The 16,558-nt window shown below is 44.2% G+C and carries 16 protein-coding genes; 8 read left to right on the top strand and 8 right to left on the bottom strand.

Annotated elements, in window-relative coordinates; translation table 11 throughout:
• Positions 1–248: 248 nt before the first annotated feature.
• Both QT987_RS29945 and QT987_RS12605 read left to right on the top strand, forming a co-directional pair.
• Positions 249–509 carry a transposase gene (locus tag QT987_RS29945; RefSeq protein ID WP_445252130.1) on the top strand — a complete coding sequence of 87 codons (261 nt, stop codon included), beginning with the start codon at positions 249–251 and terminating at the stop codon, positions 507–509.
• A complete protein-coding gene (locus QT987_RS12605) occupies positions 488–1,318 on the top strand; it encodes a transposase (protein WP_333240262.1) in 831 nt (276 codons plus the stop codon). The genes QT987_RS29945 and QT987_RS12605 overlap by 22 nt, the downstream gene beginning before the upstream one ends.
• Before the next feature lie 199 nt (positions 1,319–1,517).
• On the opposite strand, the gene QT987_RS12600 is transcribed toward QT987_RS12605, so the two are convergent.
• From QT987_RS12600 to QT987_RS12580, 5 genes are all read right to left on the bottom strand, one after another.
• Positions 1,518–1,763, bottom strand: coding sequence for an IS66 family transposase (locus QT987_RS12600; RefSeq protein ID WP_333240260.1), 246 nt, complete (start codon positions 1,761–1,763; stop codon positions 1,518–1,520).
• Positions 1,764–1,963: 200 nt separating this feature from the next.
• Positions 1,964–2,605, bottom strand: coding sequence for an IS66 family transposase (locus QT987_RS12595; protein ID WP_333240258.1), 642 nt, complete (start codon positions 2,603–2,605; stop codon positions 1,964–1,966).
• A 374-nt stretch (positions 2,606–2,979) separates the two neighbouring features.
• Positions 2,980–4,197, bottom strand: coding sequence for a DUF790 family protein (locus tag QT987_RS12590; protein ID WP_333240256.1), 1,218 nt, complete (start codon positions 4,195–4,197; stop codon positions 2,980–2,982).
• A gap of 15 nt (positions 4,198–4,212) precedes the next feature.
• The gene (locus QT987_RS12585; RefSeq protein WP_333240254.1) at positions 4,213–4,674 is read right to left on the bottom strand and encodes a DUF3598 family protein; all 462 of its coding nucleotides are present in this window, start codon (positions 4,672–4,674) and stop codon (positions 4,213–4,215) included.
• Between the two features lie 54 nt (positions 4,675–4,728).
• On the bottom strand, positions 4,729–6,270 hold the full coding sequence (locus QT987_RS12580) for a DEAD/DEAH box helicase family protein (protein WP_333240252.1): 1,542 nt from the start codon (positions 6,268–6,270) through the stop codon (positions 4,729–4,731).
• A gap of 309 nt (positions 6,271–6,579) precedes the next feature.
• On the opposite strand from QT987_RS12580, the gene ald reads away from it, so the two are divergent.
• Entirely contained in the window at positions 6,580–7,668 is a 1,089-nt protein-coding gene (gene ald / locus QT987_RS12575; protein WP_333240250.1) for an alanine dehydrogenase, read from the top strand.
• A gap of 289 nt (positions 7,669–7,957) precedes the next feature.
• On the opposite strand, the gene QT987_RS12570 is transcribed toward ald, so the two are convergent.
• The gene (locus tag QT987_RS12570) at positions 7,958–8,278 is read right to left on the bottom strand and encodes a hypothetical protein (protein WP_333240248.1); all 321 of its coding nucleotides are present in this window, start codon (positions 8,276–8,278) and stop codon (positions 7,958–7,960) included.
• Positions 8,265–8,678 carry a hypothetical protein gene (locus QT987_RS12565; protein ID WP_333240246.1) on the bottom strand — a complete coding sequence of 138 codons (414 nt, stop codon included), beginning with the start codon at positions 8,676–8,678 and terminating at the stop codon, positions 8,265–8,267. Before QT987_RS12565 ends, QT987_RS12570 begins: the two co-directional genes overlap by 14 nt.
• 434 nt (positions 8,679–9,112) lie before the next feature.
• On the opposite strand from QT987_RS12565, the gene QT987_RS29940 reads away from it, so the two are divergent.
• From QT987_RS29940 to QT987_RS12550, 5 genes are all read left to right on the top strand, one after another.
• Positions 9,113–9,241: a type II toxin-antitoxin system PemK/MazF family toxin gene (locus tag QT987_RS29940; RefSeq protein ID WP_445299649.1), complete on the top strand. Its 129-nt coding sequence runs from the start codon at positions 9,113–9,115 to the stop codon at positions 9,239–9,241.
• Positions 9,192–9,410, top strand: coding sequence for a type II toxin-antitoxin system PemK/MazF family toxin (locus tag QT987_RS29935; protein WP_445300364.1), 219 nt, complete (start codon positions 9,192–9,194; stop codon positions 9,408–9,410). The genes QT987_RS29940 and QT987_RS29935 overlap by 50 nt, the downstream gene beginning before the upstream one ends.
• Positions 9,411–9,588: 178 nt before the next feature.
• Complete coding sequence (locus QT987_RS12560) at positions 9,589–9,933, top strand: hypothetical protein (protein ID WP_333240244.1); 345 nt, start codon at positions 9,589–9,591, stop codon at positions 9,931–9,933.
• Positions 9,930–10,139: a hypothetical protein gene (locus tag QT987_RS12555; protein WP_333058272.1), complete on the top strand. Its 210-nt coding sequence runs from the start codon at positions 9,930–9,932 to the stop codon at positions 10,137–10,139. Before QT987_RS12560 ends, QT987_RS12555 begins: the two co-directional genes overlap by 4 nt.
• Before the next feature lie 260 nt (positions 10,140–10,399).
• Positions 10,400–10,777 carry an endonuclease domain-containing protein gene (locus QT987_RS12550; RefSeq protein ID WP_333240242.1) on the top strand — a complete coding sequence of 126 codons (378 nt, stop codon included), beginning with the start codon at positions 10,400–10,402 and terminating at the stop codon, positions 10,775–10,777.
• A 119-nt stretch (positions 10,778–10,896) separates the two neighbouring features.
• Here the strand turns inward: QT987_RS12550 and QT987_RS12545 are convergent, their stop codons facing one another.
• Positions 10,897–16,524 (bottom strand): S8 family serine peptidase, encoded by a 5,628-nt coding sequence (locus QT987_RS12545; RefSeq protein WP_333240240.1) that lies wholly within the window; start codon positions 16,522–16,524, stop codon positions 10,897–10,899.
• Positions 16,525–16,558: the final 34 nt, after the last annotated feature.

Genomic DNA, 16,558 nt, shown 5'->3' with positions numbered 1-16,558 from the left:
AAACAGGCAAGCGATAATACTGCACCCTCATTTTTTTGTCTGTTACATTTGATACTAAATTAGATGCGCTTACCCTGATGCAGTCAAACCTTTTTATCGAGGTAAGAAAGTCACAGTAATTGGTGCAATTAGTCTCACGCAAGTAGTGGCATTAATGACCATAGACAACTCGATGGATAGCCAAGCATTTGAGGTGTTTATCGACAAATGCTTAGTGCCACAATTGTGGTCGGGAGCAGTAGACGTGAATTGATAACTTACCAGCGCATAAAGTAGATTCAATTAAGCCCATGATTGAAGCGGTGGGTGCTTCTATCTTGTGTTTGTCCCCATACTCTCCTGATTTTAATCCAATTGAATTATGGTGGTCGCAACTCAAATCTTTGTTGCGACAGTTTTCGCCAACCACCACTCAAATGGTTGATACGATAATTGCTGTGGCTCTTGACTTAATTAATCCGAAACATCTCAAAAACTGGTTTACTAATTGCTGCTACTGTACCTCATAACATCCGGAAGTGCTGTAGCAGTTTTAGATCGAGAATATGGCAATGCAAATTGGGTACTGGCGCAAGCAGATATTCAAGCTGATTGTTTAATGAGAGTCCGAAAGAATGCCTGCTTATGGTCAGCACCACCAGCATATAGTGGTCGCGGCAGACCCCGCAAGCACGGTCAGAAAATGAGGCTCTCCGACCCAACCACATGGCTCGAAGCGGATACTGCGATCGCAATTGACGAACATCCAGATTTGGGACAAGTCCGAGTCAGGCAATGGCTTGACTTACATTTTTATCGTGCCGCCGAACAGAGAGTCAATTTAATCCTGGTCGAAAGAATGAATCCCATGTCAAACGGTCAGCCGTTTCCACCCTTGTGGTTGGCTTGGGTGGGAGAACGAACTCTCCCTCTAGAAACTGTTTGGTTTAAGTATTTACGACGTTTTGGAGTGGATCATTGGTATAGATTGGCTAAGCAAAGATTACATTGGACATTGCCTAACTTGAGAACTCCCGAACAATCTGAGCGCTGGAGCGATTTAATGCCATTGATGAGTTGGCAACTCTGGCTAGCTAGGGAATTAGTCGTCGAGAATATATTACCTTGGCAATCGGCTAATATCAATTTAACTCCTGGACGTGTTGCCCAATCAATGTTGTCAGTTTTAGTTGACCTTGGTACTCCCGCGAAAATGCCTAAACATAGGGGAAAATCCCCCGGCTGGGAAAAAGGAAAGGCACGTACTAAGGCACCATATTATCCCACTGTCAAAAAACGGGTTTCTCGACGCAAAAAGTCTTCAAGATTAGCTGTTTAATCTTCTACCTATTGAGTTTTTGAGCAACATCTTGCCTTCTGTTAAAAGGTGGCTACTTTTAGCTGCACTCATTTTTTAGTCTAAACTACAGTATTTTAGTATAGCTGGGAATGTGCGATATTTTTTGAGGAGGATTTTTTTGAACCGCAGAGGGCGCAGAGGGCGCAGAGAGAGAGAATGAAAGAAAGAAGGTAATTGCTCAACTAGGGGAAAAAAGGGAGCCATGAATAGAGAGGGCTTGTTGAATAGCTTGATAAGCAGTTAAGCCCTGCCTTTTACCAGTATTCACAACGGAACTAACCGCCGCAAATAAATCTCGCCCCCATTCTGAACGAAAGCAATTAGTTACGCGACGAAATATCACGCTCATCCGAATCGCTTGTTCGCTAGAATTATTTGTGGGTGGAATTGTCACATCTTCCAGAAATAAGAACAAATTATCCATCAGCTCGCCTAGGGCGTTTTCGCAACCGGACACCATCCGGCTGATATGGTACTAAACTCAAAATTCTGGTTAATCTTTCTCGTAAATTGCTGCGACATCGCTCCAGCTTAGCCTCGTCCATCCTGTCGCGTCGTCGATGGATGACAAAAGCCCTTAATAATAACCTCTTCATCGCTGGGGCAAAAATCCTGTCTCCTGCATCAATGGCATATTGGCAATCCCGCAGTTGATGGGCACTCACACACTTGCCATTGTTCTGCTGGGTGATTTTTTTGAGCGCTAAATAAGTCTGACACCCACACCTGTGGGCGATGCTCTCCCAGAATTTCGTTAATTACCCCAGTTCCTCGACTCGGGCGGATGACGTGCAAGCAAATATCCTGGTTCTGAAATACCCACTCCCATTGGTTTTGTCCGTTCACTCTGGCACTGGTTTCATCCGAGCAGATTAATTTTGCTTGTCGCAATCGTTGTAGTATTTGATTTACTCGATCGTCTAAACTGGTTTTGACGGTACTTAAGAGGTTGGCGATCGCTCCTTCGGATATCTTGAGTCCAAAAACCGATGACAAGATTCCCGACAGCCGTTCGTAGCCGATCGCATGAGTGTAGCGCAGATACGTAACCAGGCTTTGAATTGAACTGCCAAATGGTGAACCCGGTTCCATTCCTGCGGGTACGGGGGCAAGATACTCGGTTTGACAACAGGCGCAGCGACCGCTATAACGTTCTATGCGCGTTACGATCGGGCGAATTGGTGGTAGTTCTATTTTGTCATAGACGGATTGCAATTTTTGGGCTCTGGCAGTGACTGTTTCTCCACACTCGGGACAATTTTTCACTCTTGCGATAATGATTTGGTCGGGTTCGAGATGTAGGTGTCTTCCCCCTCCTGCTCTGCCTACGCTTTTTTGTCTTTTGACCCCTTCTATTTTTGATGGCTTGATGTTGGGCTTGAATCCTTTCGATGGTGGAGTGCTGGAATTTTTGCTGGTTTTAGCGGGGGATGAGTCTGACTTTGAAGAGTAAGTGGCTAATGCGGAGCGTAGTTTTTCGATTTCCTGCCATAGATCTACTATCAAGGCGTCTTTTGCCTCGTCCGATAGTTGTTTTAGGTCAGGGAGTTTTTTCATTCCTTTATCTAATGTCTATCTCGTTCTCTTGTCAAGGGGGTTGAGCAATTACGAAAGAAGTTTGCAACTGATGGGCGGATTGGTTACTCTTCGAGGACTTCTAGGACTGATTTGGGCAGCAATTTATCTTTAAACCAGACTACTTTTGCTGGCACTTCATTTACATTCACTCCGGCTTTTTCTAAATTCAGCCGTTCGGAAATAGCTAAAATCAAGTTATCGCATTCAGACTTCTGTACTTGTGCAAATTTCTTTTGCAAATACTCCGGCCGCCAATAGCCAACTATTTCTAATAAAAATACTCGCCCGTCGGGATGCACTAACCGAAAGTCGGGAATCATCACACTACCTGGAATTGGAATTAAATCAACTTCTCGCTCTAGTTGCCACTCGGTTTTTGTGGAATTCCATCTTTCAGCAAATGCGGCTTCTAACATACTATCATAAGGCTTGCCAGGGGGATAGTGGCTGACTAAACCGCAGTCGGAATTTAGGGTGAATTTACCTGTTTTCAAAACGCCGCTAAAAGGGTCTTTTGTGTGCAGTGTCGAGTGCATACTCCATTTGGTGACGTGCAGCAGTGCGGGCAGCATTTTCGCGAGGGCTAAGCCGTAGCGGGTGCTGGGTTTGAATAAGCTTGTAGGGCCATCTATTGTGAGTGTAAAACCGTGGTCTGCATCGCCTTCGATGTAAGTCATTAATTGAAATAGTTTCAAATAGCGAAATAAGAGTTTGTATTCTCCTGGATCGTTGCGGTGGGCGGTTAATTTGACTTGACTTGCTCGGTAAAATATGCCTTGAACTTGAGAAAGATTGTATTTGTGAAGCAAGTTTTCGGGAGTTGGTGCATTAAACTCAGTGAGGATTTTGTTTTCGTTTAAATCGGCGTATAAACCTGTAGTGATTTCGTGAGGCAAAACTTCTCTGTTTAACTCTTGGCTGAGCTCACTTGCTACTTTTTCCAGGGTTAATTGGGTGGATTGAGGGCTGGGAGTCGATCGCGCGGACAAGGCAAAAACCCGCTGTCTCAACTCTGAGGGTTCTAGGGGACTGATGACTTCCAAGGTGGAGAAACCGCCTTTCAGCAGGTGCGCTAATCCCCGTTTCAGCCGATAATCCGGGCTGTCGCCTTCTAATTCTAGCAAGCGTCCGTCGAGTTCGCCTTGGGTTTTGCCGATCGACTCTTGGAAGCAGTCGATCATTTCCGTAGCTGGTTCTAAATTTTTAGCATCTATCTTGAGGCGGAGAGGAATAATTGATTCTCCGTTTTGGCGGTGACTTAATAAATCAGTGGGTAACATAAGCAGTGAAAAGTTTTACTCAATTTTTTGTTCAACAATCACCATGACTCCCCTGAGTTTTCCCTCTTCTGTCAAGCTTTGGGTAGTCCGAATTCGGCGATCGGAACTGACAAGATGGATTGTTTCAACAGCCCTCATAAAGCCAGTTGCTTTGTCCCATACTTGAAAAATTATCAAATCATCTCCAACTTCTGTCGCTAGTGTATTGTAGTTGGAAAAAACTGAGTCCAGACCTTCAATTTGCACTTGCCCTTCGCCGACAACATAACCCACAAAATTTTGGGTTTCACTCTGGCCATTGGCATAAGTTTGAAGGTTAGTTTGCCTCCACTCGTTGTCAACTATTTTTTGGGTAACAACTGCTGTAAAACGCCTGGTTTCTTTGCAGTCGGCATCGAGTATTGTCCAGTCTCCCTCCCAAACTCCTGTATGTTTGGGGAAAATTTTAAAGTTAGTTAGTTGTGCAGTTTCGCTCATTTTTAGGGAATGTGAATTAGTTAATAGTGAGATTATACACTAATTGGGTAATCTTCAATCATCCTTAGAATCATCATTGTCTTCTCCCCATTTTGCGGGTGATTCTGCTGCTTTTTTAGTCGCCTCCCGATTGACTCCGTAAATGGGTGTCGGTTTGACAGTTTCTAATTTCTGATATTCTGGCTTTGGCGGTTCTATTTGTGTTTGTGGTTTCGGTTTGTGAGGCTGCATTCCTCCTCGGCGGCGTTGAGAAGTTCTTTCTTCGCTGGTGTCTTCGGTGACGACTTCGTAGAGAATTGCTAACTTATTTACATCGCTGCTTTTGCGGAGAACTCGACCCAATCGCTGGATGTATTCGCGTTCGCTGCCGGTACCTGACAATATGATAGCAATTCTGGCGTCGGGAACGTCCACTCCTTCGTTGAGAACATGGGAGGCGACGAGGGTTTTGTATTCGCCGCTGCGAAAGCGATCGAGGATTTCGTGGCGTTCTTTGACTGGGGTTTGGTGGGTAATTGTGGGGATGAGAAATTCTTGGGAAATTCGGTAAACTGTGGCGTTGTCTCCGGTGAAAATTAGCGTGCGCTGGGGAGAGTGTTCTGCTAGTATTTGGGCTAAAATTCGGAGTTTTCCTTCGGTACAAAGGGCGATTTCTTTGGCTTGGCGGTGGGCTAGCATGGCGCGCCGTCCTAGGGGCGATCGCGCGCTTGCCATGATAAACTGTTTCCAACCATCGAGGCTGGATATTTTGATGTTAGACTGTTTTAAGAAGTCGTTGCGAATGTTGATTAATTCGCCGTAGCGGTCGGTTTCTTCTTTTGACAGTTTTACCATGATTTGAACAATTTTATGGTCGGCTAAAGCATCGCCTGCCAAATCTTCGGGTCTTTTGCTAAATACTGTGGGGCCGATCAGGAAATGCAAATCGCTGTGGCGGCCATCTGTGCGATCGGGTGTGGCTGTCAGTCCGAGTCGAAAAGGCGCGATCGCATATTCGGAAATTACTCGATAAAAGTCTGTTGGCAAATGGTGGCATTCGTCAAAAACCAGCAAACCGTATTTATTGCCCAAGGTTTCTGCATGAATACTTGCACTGTCGTAGGTTGCCACTAAAATTGGCGTTTTGTCCCGCGAACCTCCGCCCAACAATCCGATTTCGATGTCGGGAAAAGCTGCCTTTAAATTAGCATACCACTGGTGCATTAAATCGAGAGTTGGTACTACAATTAATGTACTACGACCAGTGACTTGCATCGCTAATTGTGCCAGATAAGTTTTGCCCGAAGCGGTGGGGAGGACAACTACTCCTTGGCTTCCTGCTTCCTGCCAAGCTGCGAGGGCTTGTTCTTGATGTGGGTAAGGCTGCATTTCCACGCTGGGTACGAGTTCGAGTAGTTCGTATGCCCTAGCTTCGTCGGTAAAGTGAATGCAGTCGGCTTGGAGGCATTCTACCAGCGGGCGGTAGTGAATCGCTCGAATGCGGAATTTTTCCACGCGATCGTCCCAGGTCGCAAAGTCCACCCAGTCTCTGCCTTTGGGCGGCGGGTGCAGCAAGAGAGTTCCGCGATCGAATGTTAAGGTAGGTGTGCGTGGCATTTGTTTAGATAGGGGGGCGAGTTATGCCTGTTAAATTATAAGTGACAGATCAAATATATTGACTCTTCTTGAAATTATCTGCGTTACTCTGTGTTAATCAGCCCTACATCTGCGGTCGATCTATCAATCAAAAAATTATGTAATTCAAGTCTAAATTGAGGAAATTGCGATCGATCTGGCGGAAAATCCAACACAAATTATCCTACCCCAGCCGGATTGCCAAATCTAAAATCTACAAGAGTATTGGCCCGCTGGGAATGGTTTTTAAGTTAGATTCGATCTATGTATGCCTGAGATTAGAGGTTATAGATGGAAATAGGCGTCCCCAAGGAAATCAAGGATTTAGAGTTTCGAGTCGGGCTTAGCCCCACAAGTGTCCGGGCTTGTTCGGACAAAGGCCACACAGTTTTTGTGGAAACAAATGCTGGTGCTGGGGCCGGTTTCGCAGACGAGGACTACGTTCAAGCAGGGGCTAAGATTGTTTTAAAGGCTTCCGATGTCTGGAAGCGCGAACTAATTGTTAAAGTTAAAGAACCACTGCCTGCTGAGTATCCGCTGATTCAAAAAGAGCAGTTGCTGTTTACATATTTGCACTTGGCAGCCGATCGCACATTAACCCAGCATTTAATCAGCAGCGGAGTCCAGGCCATCGCCTACGAAACCGTCGAACTCCCGGACAGAAAATTGCCACTGCTGACGCCGATGAGTATTATTGCAGGGCGTTTGGCCGTGCAGTTCGGATCTCGATTTCTGGAACGACAGCAAGGTGGTCGGGGCGTACTTTTGGGCGGCGTACCAGGGGTAAGACCGGGTAAAGTTGTGATTTTGGGCGGCGGAATCGTTGGCACAGAAGCAGCCAGAATTGCTGTAGGAATGGGCGCCAGAGTGCAGATTTTAGACGTAAATGTCGATCGTCTAGCCTATTTAGAAACTCTGTTCGGTTCCAGAGTAGAATACCTCTACAGCAGTCCTCTACAAATTGAAGCAGTTGTTCCCGATGCTGATTTATTAATCGGTGCGGTTTTGGTTCCGGGCAAAAAAGCTCCAATTCTGGTTTCTCGCGAATTTGTTGCGAAGATGCACCCCGGTTCTGTGATTGTTGACGTAGCCGTTGACCAAGGCGGCTGCGTGGAAACTTTGCGGGTAACTTCTCACACAAATCCTACTTATGTTGAGGAAGGAGTCGTGCATTACGGCGTGCCGAATATGCCCGGTGCCGTGCCTTGGACTGCGACTCAAGCTTTGAATAACAGCACTTTGCCTTATGTTTTGCAGTTGGCAAATAGCGGGATTAAAGCTTTGGAAATGAATCCGAGTTTGGCGAAGGGATTGAACGTGCAGAATCACCGATTGGTGCATCCGGCCGTGCGCGAGGTTTTCCCCGATTTTGCCGATTAGATTCCCCCTTTTTTTAAAGTAAGCTATCCCGCATCTAAATAGTATTTTGGTGCGGGTAGGAACCACAGTCTCGATCTCCCTAAATCCCCTTAAGAACGGGGACTTTGAGTGAGGAGAGTTGAAGGGCTTGCTCGATGCTATCGAGGTTATCAGATAAAATATTAGGCGGCATAATTCAGTCGTTGCGCTAGTTGCTGATGCAGCCCTCGATCGAGAAAAAGCATTAAAGGGCGATCGACCTTTTTATACCAAAAAGAGCGATCGACCTTCTCCCTAATTCACAAGATAATCACTCAGAGTTTTTAGTAAGCGTTGATGTCGCTTGCGATGAAATAGCTCCAATAGAACCGATAATTTGATTGCGAGGCAATACAGCAAGGAAACCTAACCGAATTAACGATTGAGACCGTAAACCACTGCCAGCAAAGTGTGGGTCTGAAGGGGAAATAATATCGACAAAATCTGGAACCTGTTGATGTAGTTGGGTGCTAACACCACAAACTAAAAAATCTCCATAAGGAGGTAGTTCCCTCAGAAGGATGACTGGACGATTCTTAATTGTCCCGTCAGCTTGAGGAATTGGGGTGAGAACAACATCAGCTTCCTGCATAGTCAGGATTTGGTGTTTTAATTACATCGAGCGGGTAATCGTCGTTCTGATTGTAGGCCTTGTTTAGTTGATGCCTTGACAACCACAACCAGGCTTCGCGTTCTGCTAATTGTTCCGGGAGGACTGTGATAATGAGTTTTATGTTTGGTTCAAGCTTATAGGGTTCATCGAGCTGAATAGATTGCCCATCAAAATGTGCTGATAAAGAAATAAGCTTCATGGCTTGGATATCTTGAAGGCGAGTTCTTTTACTAAGTTGATCATATTTTGACGCTCTAGGGACACAGGCTTTAACCCGTTTCTCTACGATTAATTTGCTCCATTCCTTAGAAACACGATCGCCCCTCCTCGAAGCAAAAAGCGAGATTCCTCGATCGAGAAAAGCGATCGAGCTTTCCATGACAAAAGAGCGATCGCTAACCCACTGGACGCGAATAGTTGTATAATAAACAAACTAGGCAAGCGCAAAAAGTGAAAACCTATGTCACAGGCAATCCTCAAACAAATTGTTAATCAGCTCGAAATGCTGGAAGTTTTATAGTTACAGGAACTCGAGCGCGTAATCTGGAAATATCTGGCTGACAAACAGCAAGCTACTCAACAATATCTACTTCAAAAATATGCTAATAAAAAACAATTATTTCGAGAATGGGATGACATTTCTGATGAAGAAGCTGCGATACTAAAAGCTGAGTTTGCCGCCGAGTATTTAGCTTTTGCAGAAGTCGCCTTAAGTGATTATCTGCCTCGACTTCAGCAACAGGATAAAATCTGATGCTAGGAGATATTTATTTGGCAGATTTGAATCCTTCTAGAGGGTCATAACAAGCAGGAATTAGACCAGTCATTATTGTACAGCGAGATACATTAGACCGCTTTACTACAACAGTAGTAGTAATTCCCATAACAAGTAATCTGCGACGATGCTCAAATACCAGGGACAATTATTTTACCGACTGGTGAAGGTGGTTTAACACAAGATTCTGTCGTGCTTTGCTATCAAATAGTAGGGGTAGATAGAGAGCGATTAATCAAAAAATTGGGCACTCTTTCAGCAGATTATGTATCAAGATTACAGGTAGCATTGCAGTATACATTGCAAATGGATGAATTTGAGAATGTAGAAGAATAGAATTAGTTGAAGCGCGATCGCACTCACATCCCTAAAAAGCGATCGCCCCTGTCCATCCACAAGACCGAGATCCCTTTCCATATCCCCAAAAAGCGATTTCCTATGGGATAGCTTCGCACGCGGACTGCACGATCGTTTATAATTACAATGATTGACGAGTTATGAGGAGCGTGCAAGTATGGCAAAATTCCCCAACGAACTTGCGGAAATTATCTGGAATTTGAAACGCCAGTTGCTAGATATTGTTGACGCAGCAACAGCAGCAGAATTGACTCTATTTGAACTTTTGGGAGAAACGAGTGATACGATACCATTTCTGGATGAACTGAAAAGTGTGGCTGAACGTGCTACACCCTGGTTTAATCGGCTGTCTAATTTTCAGTTACGCATAGCTGAGTCTCAACCCACAATTTCGGTTGATATGCTAAACTTAGTAAACCAATCTATTGAACGCATCCAAATCGAAATTCCGGCAATGGAACGGAGTATTCAAGAAGTGAAAACGGAGTGGAATTTGCCATGACTAGCCAACCGCGTATTCCCAATCCTGAAACAGCCAAGAGATTATTGGCTAATTTGCGCCGCAGTCGTTTAGCAATGGAAGCAGCGACTCTGGAATTAGAAGACATTACAATGCAGTTGGAAAATGACAGCAGACAAAGGCGTTTGGTGCGGTTGAGGCAGGCAATTAACGATGCTGAGGCTGCTAATTTTTCAGTCAATGTCTGAAATTATTTCTTAAATCTCGCCCCAAAACTATAATTTAAATATTGACGAAAACAGCAAGATAGATCGCACTTTTTGACTCATAACAAAAGAGCGATCGACCTTTCCCTATCCCCAAAAGATCGCCCTAGTTGTCAAGTAGACATGGTTTGAGATAAACTAATTCTGAAACTATTCCCTAAATATCGCCCCATCACCTATAATTTCTATTAACATCTTGTCCCCCCCTTCTTAAGGGGGGTTAGGGGGGATCGACCGGGCTCATGCCAAAACTAAACGACTCCAACTTCCACCTACCATACAACCCAAAACTCATCCCCATCGCCAAGCAACTGCGGAAAAATCCAACTCCTGCGGAAAAAAAACTGTGGCAGGATTTTCTGAGAATCCCTTTGCGAGTTTTGAGACAGCGACTGATCGACAATTTTATTGTAGATTTTTATTGTGCGGCTTTACAGTTAGTAATTGAGATTGATGGGGAGAGTCATTTTACGGAACAAGGAAAACTATATGATGCAGAAAGAACTGGGATTTTAGAGGGGTATGGATTGAAGGTTGTCAGGTTTACGAATGTTGAGGTGTTGCAGAGTTTTGAGGGGGTTTGTGGGGAGTTGTTGGGTTTGATTGAGGGTGATTTTTGAGGTCAGATCCCCCCTAACCCCCCTTAAGAAGGGGGGGACATGAAGGGAGGAGAGTTGAATGGGTGGCTGGATGCGATCGCACTTTTTGACTTATTCCAAAAGGGCGATCACTTATTGTTCTAATATGCAATTTTCGGCTCTTTACCGTATGTAATTATGTAAAATATTAGCCCAATGGGGTCTAAACCTTCAGATACTATTATCTCTTGCCTTTTTTCTTTCTTCCAAAGATCAGTAATATCTACCCATTCTTTAGCAATACCGCCTATATTTTCTCTTATAGTTCTTGCGATGTCATCTCCAACCATACATTCATTCAAAAGTTTAAATAGATCCAAGATTAACCCAGGTAATGTGGCTCCAGCTCCAGCTAATATTTCTCCAGCCTGCTCGAGTTCTTTTTGGTTTCTAGCCTTATTAGTCTTATCTATAAAATCCACAATTTTATTGATTATTTCAATCACATTCTTCTCAGACTTTGCAGCGTCTATTATTCTCCTGAGAGTAGAAGAATATTGTAATGCCTTGCCAAGAAAGGTCATCCATGAAACTTCTCGTGCAGCTGGAATAGCTTGAATTCCTGCTTGAATAACTAATCCTGATGACAAATCGATTGCATAACCTACTAATTGCTTGACAACTTCTTTAAAGAATAAGTCTGGATATTTTTGGTTGGCAAAGCTAATTGCATAATTAAATTTACTGTAGGAATCGCTAAAATCTATATCATTAGGGAGGGGTTCAGGAGTGAATTTTGTCCCTACAACTGTAATCCAAGAAGAACTGTTAAACTCTTGAGATAGACCAAGTTGATTTTTGGCAGCAATAGTGATGGTATAATCACCGGGCGGCAGATCATTAGGGACAGTAAATAAAGCTGAAAAATCTCCGGTATCTAAATTAATGGATTTATTGACTAAAACTTTCTTAGAACCGACGTAGAATTCCATATTGTCAGTATTTGTATTTCCTGTAACCTTTACTACATCACCGGGCTTGACCTTAGATGTATATTCAGGCTGGTTTTTCGATACTGAACCAATAGAAACAATAGGAGGTGCTATAACACCTGGAATAGCATTATAACCCCCACCCGGATTCCCGTTACCTATTGGTGTAATATTACCATTAACCACACCAACAGGTTCAGAACCACCCCCACTTGCTACTTTTTGAATAAATTCTTCACCAGCCCAGAAATAGCCTTCACGACCATCATTCAACCGCACCCGATACCAATCACTATGTGGGAGAGTTGGATCGGCAGTTGTCGTCACCTTTTCAAGGATAGTGAAAGTTGTTCCTATCGGCATTCCTTGAACCAAACTGCTGCTGTCGATCCAAGGATAATTGCGGAAATTCATCCCTTGAATCAACTTACCCGTTCCAATGTCGCCATTTCGGTTGATAATTTGAGGTCTGTTAACTTGTGTAGGGCTAGGATCGGGATTTGATGATGTTTCCTTTATTATATAAAAATATAATTTTCCGTCTTGTTGTACAATTTTGCCGTTTTGAAAATTCTGTGCGGGCCATCCATTTTCATCCACAAATCGATCAGAAGTAGGATAGCCCCAGTCATGTTGGGTATTAACTGCACCTTGGTAAGCATTCCAAAAACCTCCACCAACCCAAAAAGAATTATCATTGGCGCCAGACTTCATAATTGCGCCTGAACCTTCAGAACCCCCTGAAAATTCTTGAATATACCCATTTTCCGTTCCCGAAGAATGCACATTACCAGTGGGAGAACCCAAAGCCGATGATCCACCATGGTTGTTGAAAGTATCGACATAAGTTTGATGAGTGTTAGCACCGTCGTAACCCACTGTATTATTCAGGTTCTGTTGAGGCGTTTCCCAAGGACGATAAGCTTTCGCCCCATCCTGCGCTGTCCAATAAATATATCCCCCTTCAAAATCAATGCGTTGGCCACCTGACGAATCCGTTTCCTTTCCTTTAGTCGGAAAGCCTAACCAGCCACTATAACCGCCATTTTCATTGTAAGTATTGGCGAAGCCATGCCACAGTGCGATCGCCCCTGATTGAGCAGTCCAATAGATAGTACCATGATCGTATTTTCGACCGTAACCCTGTGTTCCCATTGCTGAAGAACCCGTCTGCAAATAGTCAGTAGTAGGATTGCCTAATAGGTTTCTGGTATACTGATATGTGTTATCAATATCTTTCTGCCATTGAGGAATCGGTGGAGTATAAGGATCTCCTAATGGGATATCTTTGAAATCGCTGTCAGGAAATGTTGGCGAACCTGGGAGGTTTATGCCGAGTTCTTTCAGAGTATACCCTTTAGGAAGCAAACGCCGTTTTCCTGACTCCATTAAATAAATATTATTTCCAGACAAATCAGCAAATACATCACCGTCTTTCTGCGAAGGTAAAAGATTGCCACGAGGAATTCGGGCTAAATCTTCATTTGGAAAGTTTTTAACTGTCTTTGGATTAATTCCTAATGCGTTTACTGTTTCTTGATTAGGAATCAGTCGTAATTGACCATTTTGGACTAAATAGTAATCCGAATTGTAGCTAGCAATGACTTTATTTTCTGGAGAATTGAGTGCTACATCCACTTGATATTTAGTCGCCCCAGTAGCTCCAGGACCAGGACTCACTCGTAAATAATAATTTCCTGCTTCTAAAATTTGATCTAACGATAATGGAGAACGGGGAGTCGAACCAGTAATACCAGTAGTAATCGCTTCACCCCAATCAACTTGACCATTACCATTTAGGTCTTGGATTAACTCCAACTTAGCAGCATTGCTGAGTTGAGATAATTGAAAATTGACTAATTTCAAGCTGTTTAAGCTGAATTTGTAGAAATCGTTTAAATTGCTACCACCAATTGATCCAAGATCACCTCTTCTCTCAACCCCATCTCCAAAGTCAGCAGGAGAATACGATAATTCTCGGGCAGTCTGGATTGAGTAATTGCCATCTGGGTCACCTAGAGGAGTTGCCGACAATTTCAAGTCATATTCATCACCATCATAATCTTTTGGCTTGTGAACGAGGACGTAATAAGTTCCCGGCTTGAGAATCTCGCTAAACTCTGGAACAACACCATTAGGAGGAGTGCCTGAAATGATATCAATATGTGTAGAATCGTCGCTGTTGAAATACCAGTCTTGGAACAAATAAAACCCAGTATTTCCCATCTTTCCACTCAAAGCAAAATCTACTTTGCTTTCACTGGTGATGTTAAACTTGTAGTAATCAAAGCGGTCATTTCTATCAATAACATCATGAAAAGTTTGTGTACCAATTAAAGTACCAATATCACGAGCCGTGTTCGGTGAATTTCCTGCATAATCTGGAGGTATTTCAAAGGGTAGGGGTACGGCACTAATTTCGATAACCCCGATCGCATTTCCAGTACCATAACCATACCAACTTGCTTGACCAGAAGGCTGCACCGTCAAATACCCATTCTTGTAATAGTGATTAACAACCCCATTACTCACCACAGTCTTATCAAATGCCCCAGCAGACGCAGGAACTTTCCCTTGTCCGGGCTGTGGCGCATTCGGAGTAAAAGTGGCATTCAGCGTATAAGGTCGTACCAGCGTCTTCTCAGTCGAATTCCAAGTCGAATTCCAATCAGGTTCTAGCCAGTAATTGCTGGGAGTTTTCACTTCAATGTCATAGCGCCCTTTATTCAGATCGAGTTCCAACCATTGATCGGAGTTAGCAGCAACCTCAAGGCTAGCAATTGATTCCGGTCGATCGTCAGAACCAATAAACTTCTTGATGCTCACTTCCATTTTACCGTTGGGAGAATTCAAATTAATTCTGATTTTTCCCGACTCATTCACCTCCACCCCATACTTAGCAATCCGGTTGTTGAAATTTATAACATTGTTATAAGTGACAACACCTGATAAATTATTTAAATCAGAAACAGCAGGGCCTGAAAAAACCGCACTTTGCAGGCTATTCTCTAAGGAATAATAAGGCTGAGTTCTGTACTGTATATTCCCAGTAAAAGTCGAAACCTTATCAGCAATAAACTGAGTGGATATGTTGTAATCCTTGAAACTAGACCCAGCCCCGTTGCCGACTTTAAGATAGTACGTCCCCGGATCGTAGAAATTGCCACCTTGAAAAGAAGTCTGTCCTTCCCCTACTACAGAAGTTTGAAGAGAAGCCCCTTTAAAGAAGGTATGAGATCCAGGCTTGCCGTCAGCTTTCGTAACAGTTACCTGCGGGGGAGTGGGAAATCCTGAAACAGGGTTGAGACTGGTCAAATTCCAACTCACATAACCAGGTTCAGTCACCGTAAATTGGTAATATTTTTCAGGCTGGTTCGAGTCAACCCGATCGCTATCCGAGAAACTAGATGATGCTTGTACAGTAGCCGTGGCGATCGAATTTCCACCTTTAGCCGCCCGTTCCTCCGGCGTTACCTTCCCTTGTCCACTCCAAGTATCCGGCGTTACCCAAGCTGTAGGTTTATAAACCTCCGGCGTAGTCTTCTTAGCCAAATCCACCGCCGCCAACGTATTCAAAAACCCAAAACCCGTCTCATCATCCCACCCAGACGGCCCCAAATCCCTCGCCGTAGACTTCAAAATCTCCATCACTTGGCGATAGTTCAAAGCAGGATTTGCCGCCCAAACCAAAGAAGCCGCCCCCGCAACTTTAGCAGTCGCTACCGAAGTCCCCGCCATCGTGCCCAAATCATTTCCCACAGTCGATAAACCGGGGTGTTCAGTCGTGCCGCCATCCGCCACAATATCCAAACCGCGGCCATAACTAGAATAGATCGATCGCCCGTTAATATTCCCAGCCCCAACAGTAAAAATATTGTCAAATTCCTGAGAAGCTTGACCCAAAACCGACATCACACCGCCATCATTACCCGCCGCCACTACCAGCATTACGCCATTTTGCCGCGCATATTCGATCGCACTTCTTTCTGCTGGAGTCAACTCATAGCGCGTCGTCACACTCCCGTCAGCATTCTTCTGAGTCAAATCCAAACTGAGATTCGCGATCGCATTTTTCTGTCCAGAAGCCTTCGCAGCATCCACAAACTCTACCAAAGAATCAGCCCATCTCCCAGAATCGATCGCCCTTCCCACCCACTTCGGCGCTGTCTTATTAATCGCATCAATAATCCCCAACATAAAAGTACCGTGCTCGCTACCTTCCCCAGGCTTCAGCAACGGATTATCATCCCCGCCCACATAATCGCGGCCCTTCTTAATATTCGCGTAATTTAAATAAGGACTATCCGCACTCACACCAGTATCAATTGTCCCTAAATACGGCTGATCGGGCAAAGGAAAATCTAGCAATTGACGGATTGCATTCGGATTGTTAGGATTCGGCGAATGCGGATCGACAGGAATTAAAGCAATCGGCAAAGTCTCAAACGCACCGCCCGGATTGTAAGGAGTTTGAGTGGCAACCCCATCATGGTACAGACCCAGCGGGTCAAAATCAATCAGCGGCGGTAAATTGTTAGTTGGAGCTCCAGAAGGGTCGATCGGGCAAACACCGCTATCAGCCAAGAAATTAGGTAAATCTAAATCAGACAGCGACAAAGAACCCAATAACTGATGCAGCGAGTCAAAATCTTGCAGCCAACCCCCAACATTCGCACTCGGAGTCACAATTTTTTCTAATATAAAACTTTTTCGCCTTGGACGGCTTTTCCCCTGCTTGGAATTGCCAAAACCTTGAGCCTGTTTGCGTTTTTTGCCACCAAAATTTAGCCAGCCCATAACTTTTGCACCCTGATTAATATGAATTCGATCG

Origin of the sequence: Microcoleus sp. SVA1B4 (genome assembly GCF_036700545.1) — a bacterium.
Classification (GTDB): domain Bacteria; phylum Cyanobacteriota; class Cyanobacteriia; order Cyanobacteriales; family Microcoleaceae; genus Microcoleus.
Note: the sequence above shows the minus strand (reverse complement) of the source record. Positions and strands in the feature narration are given on the sequence as shown.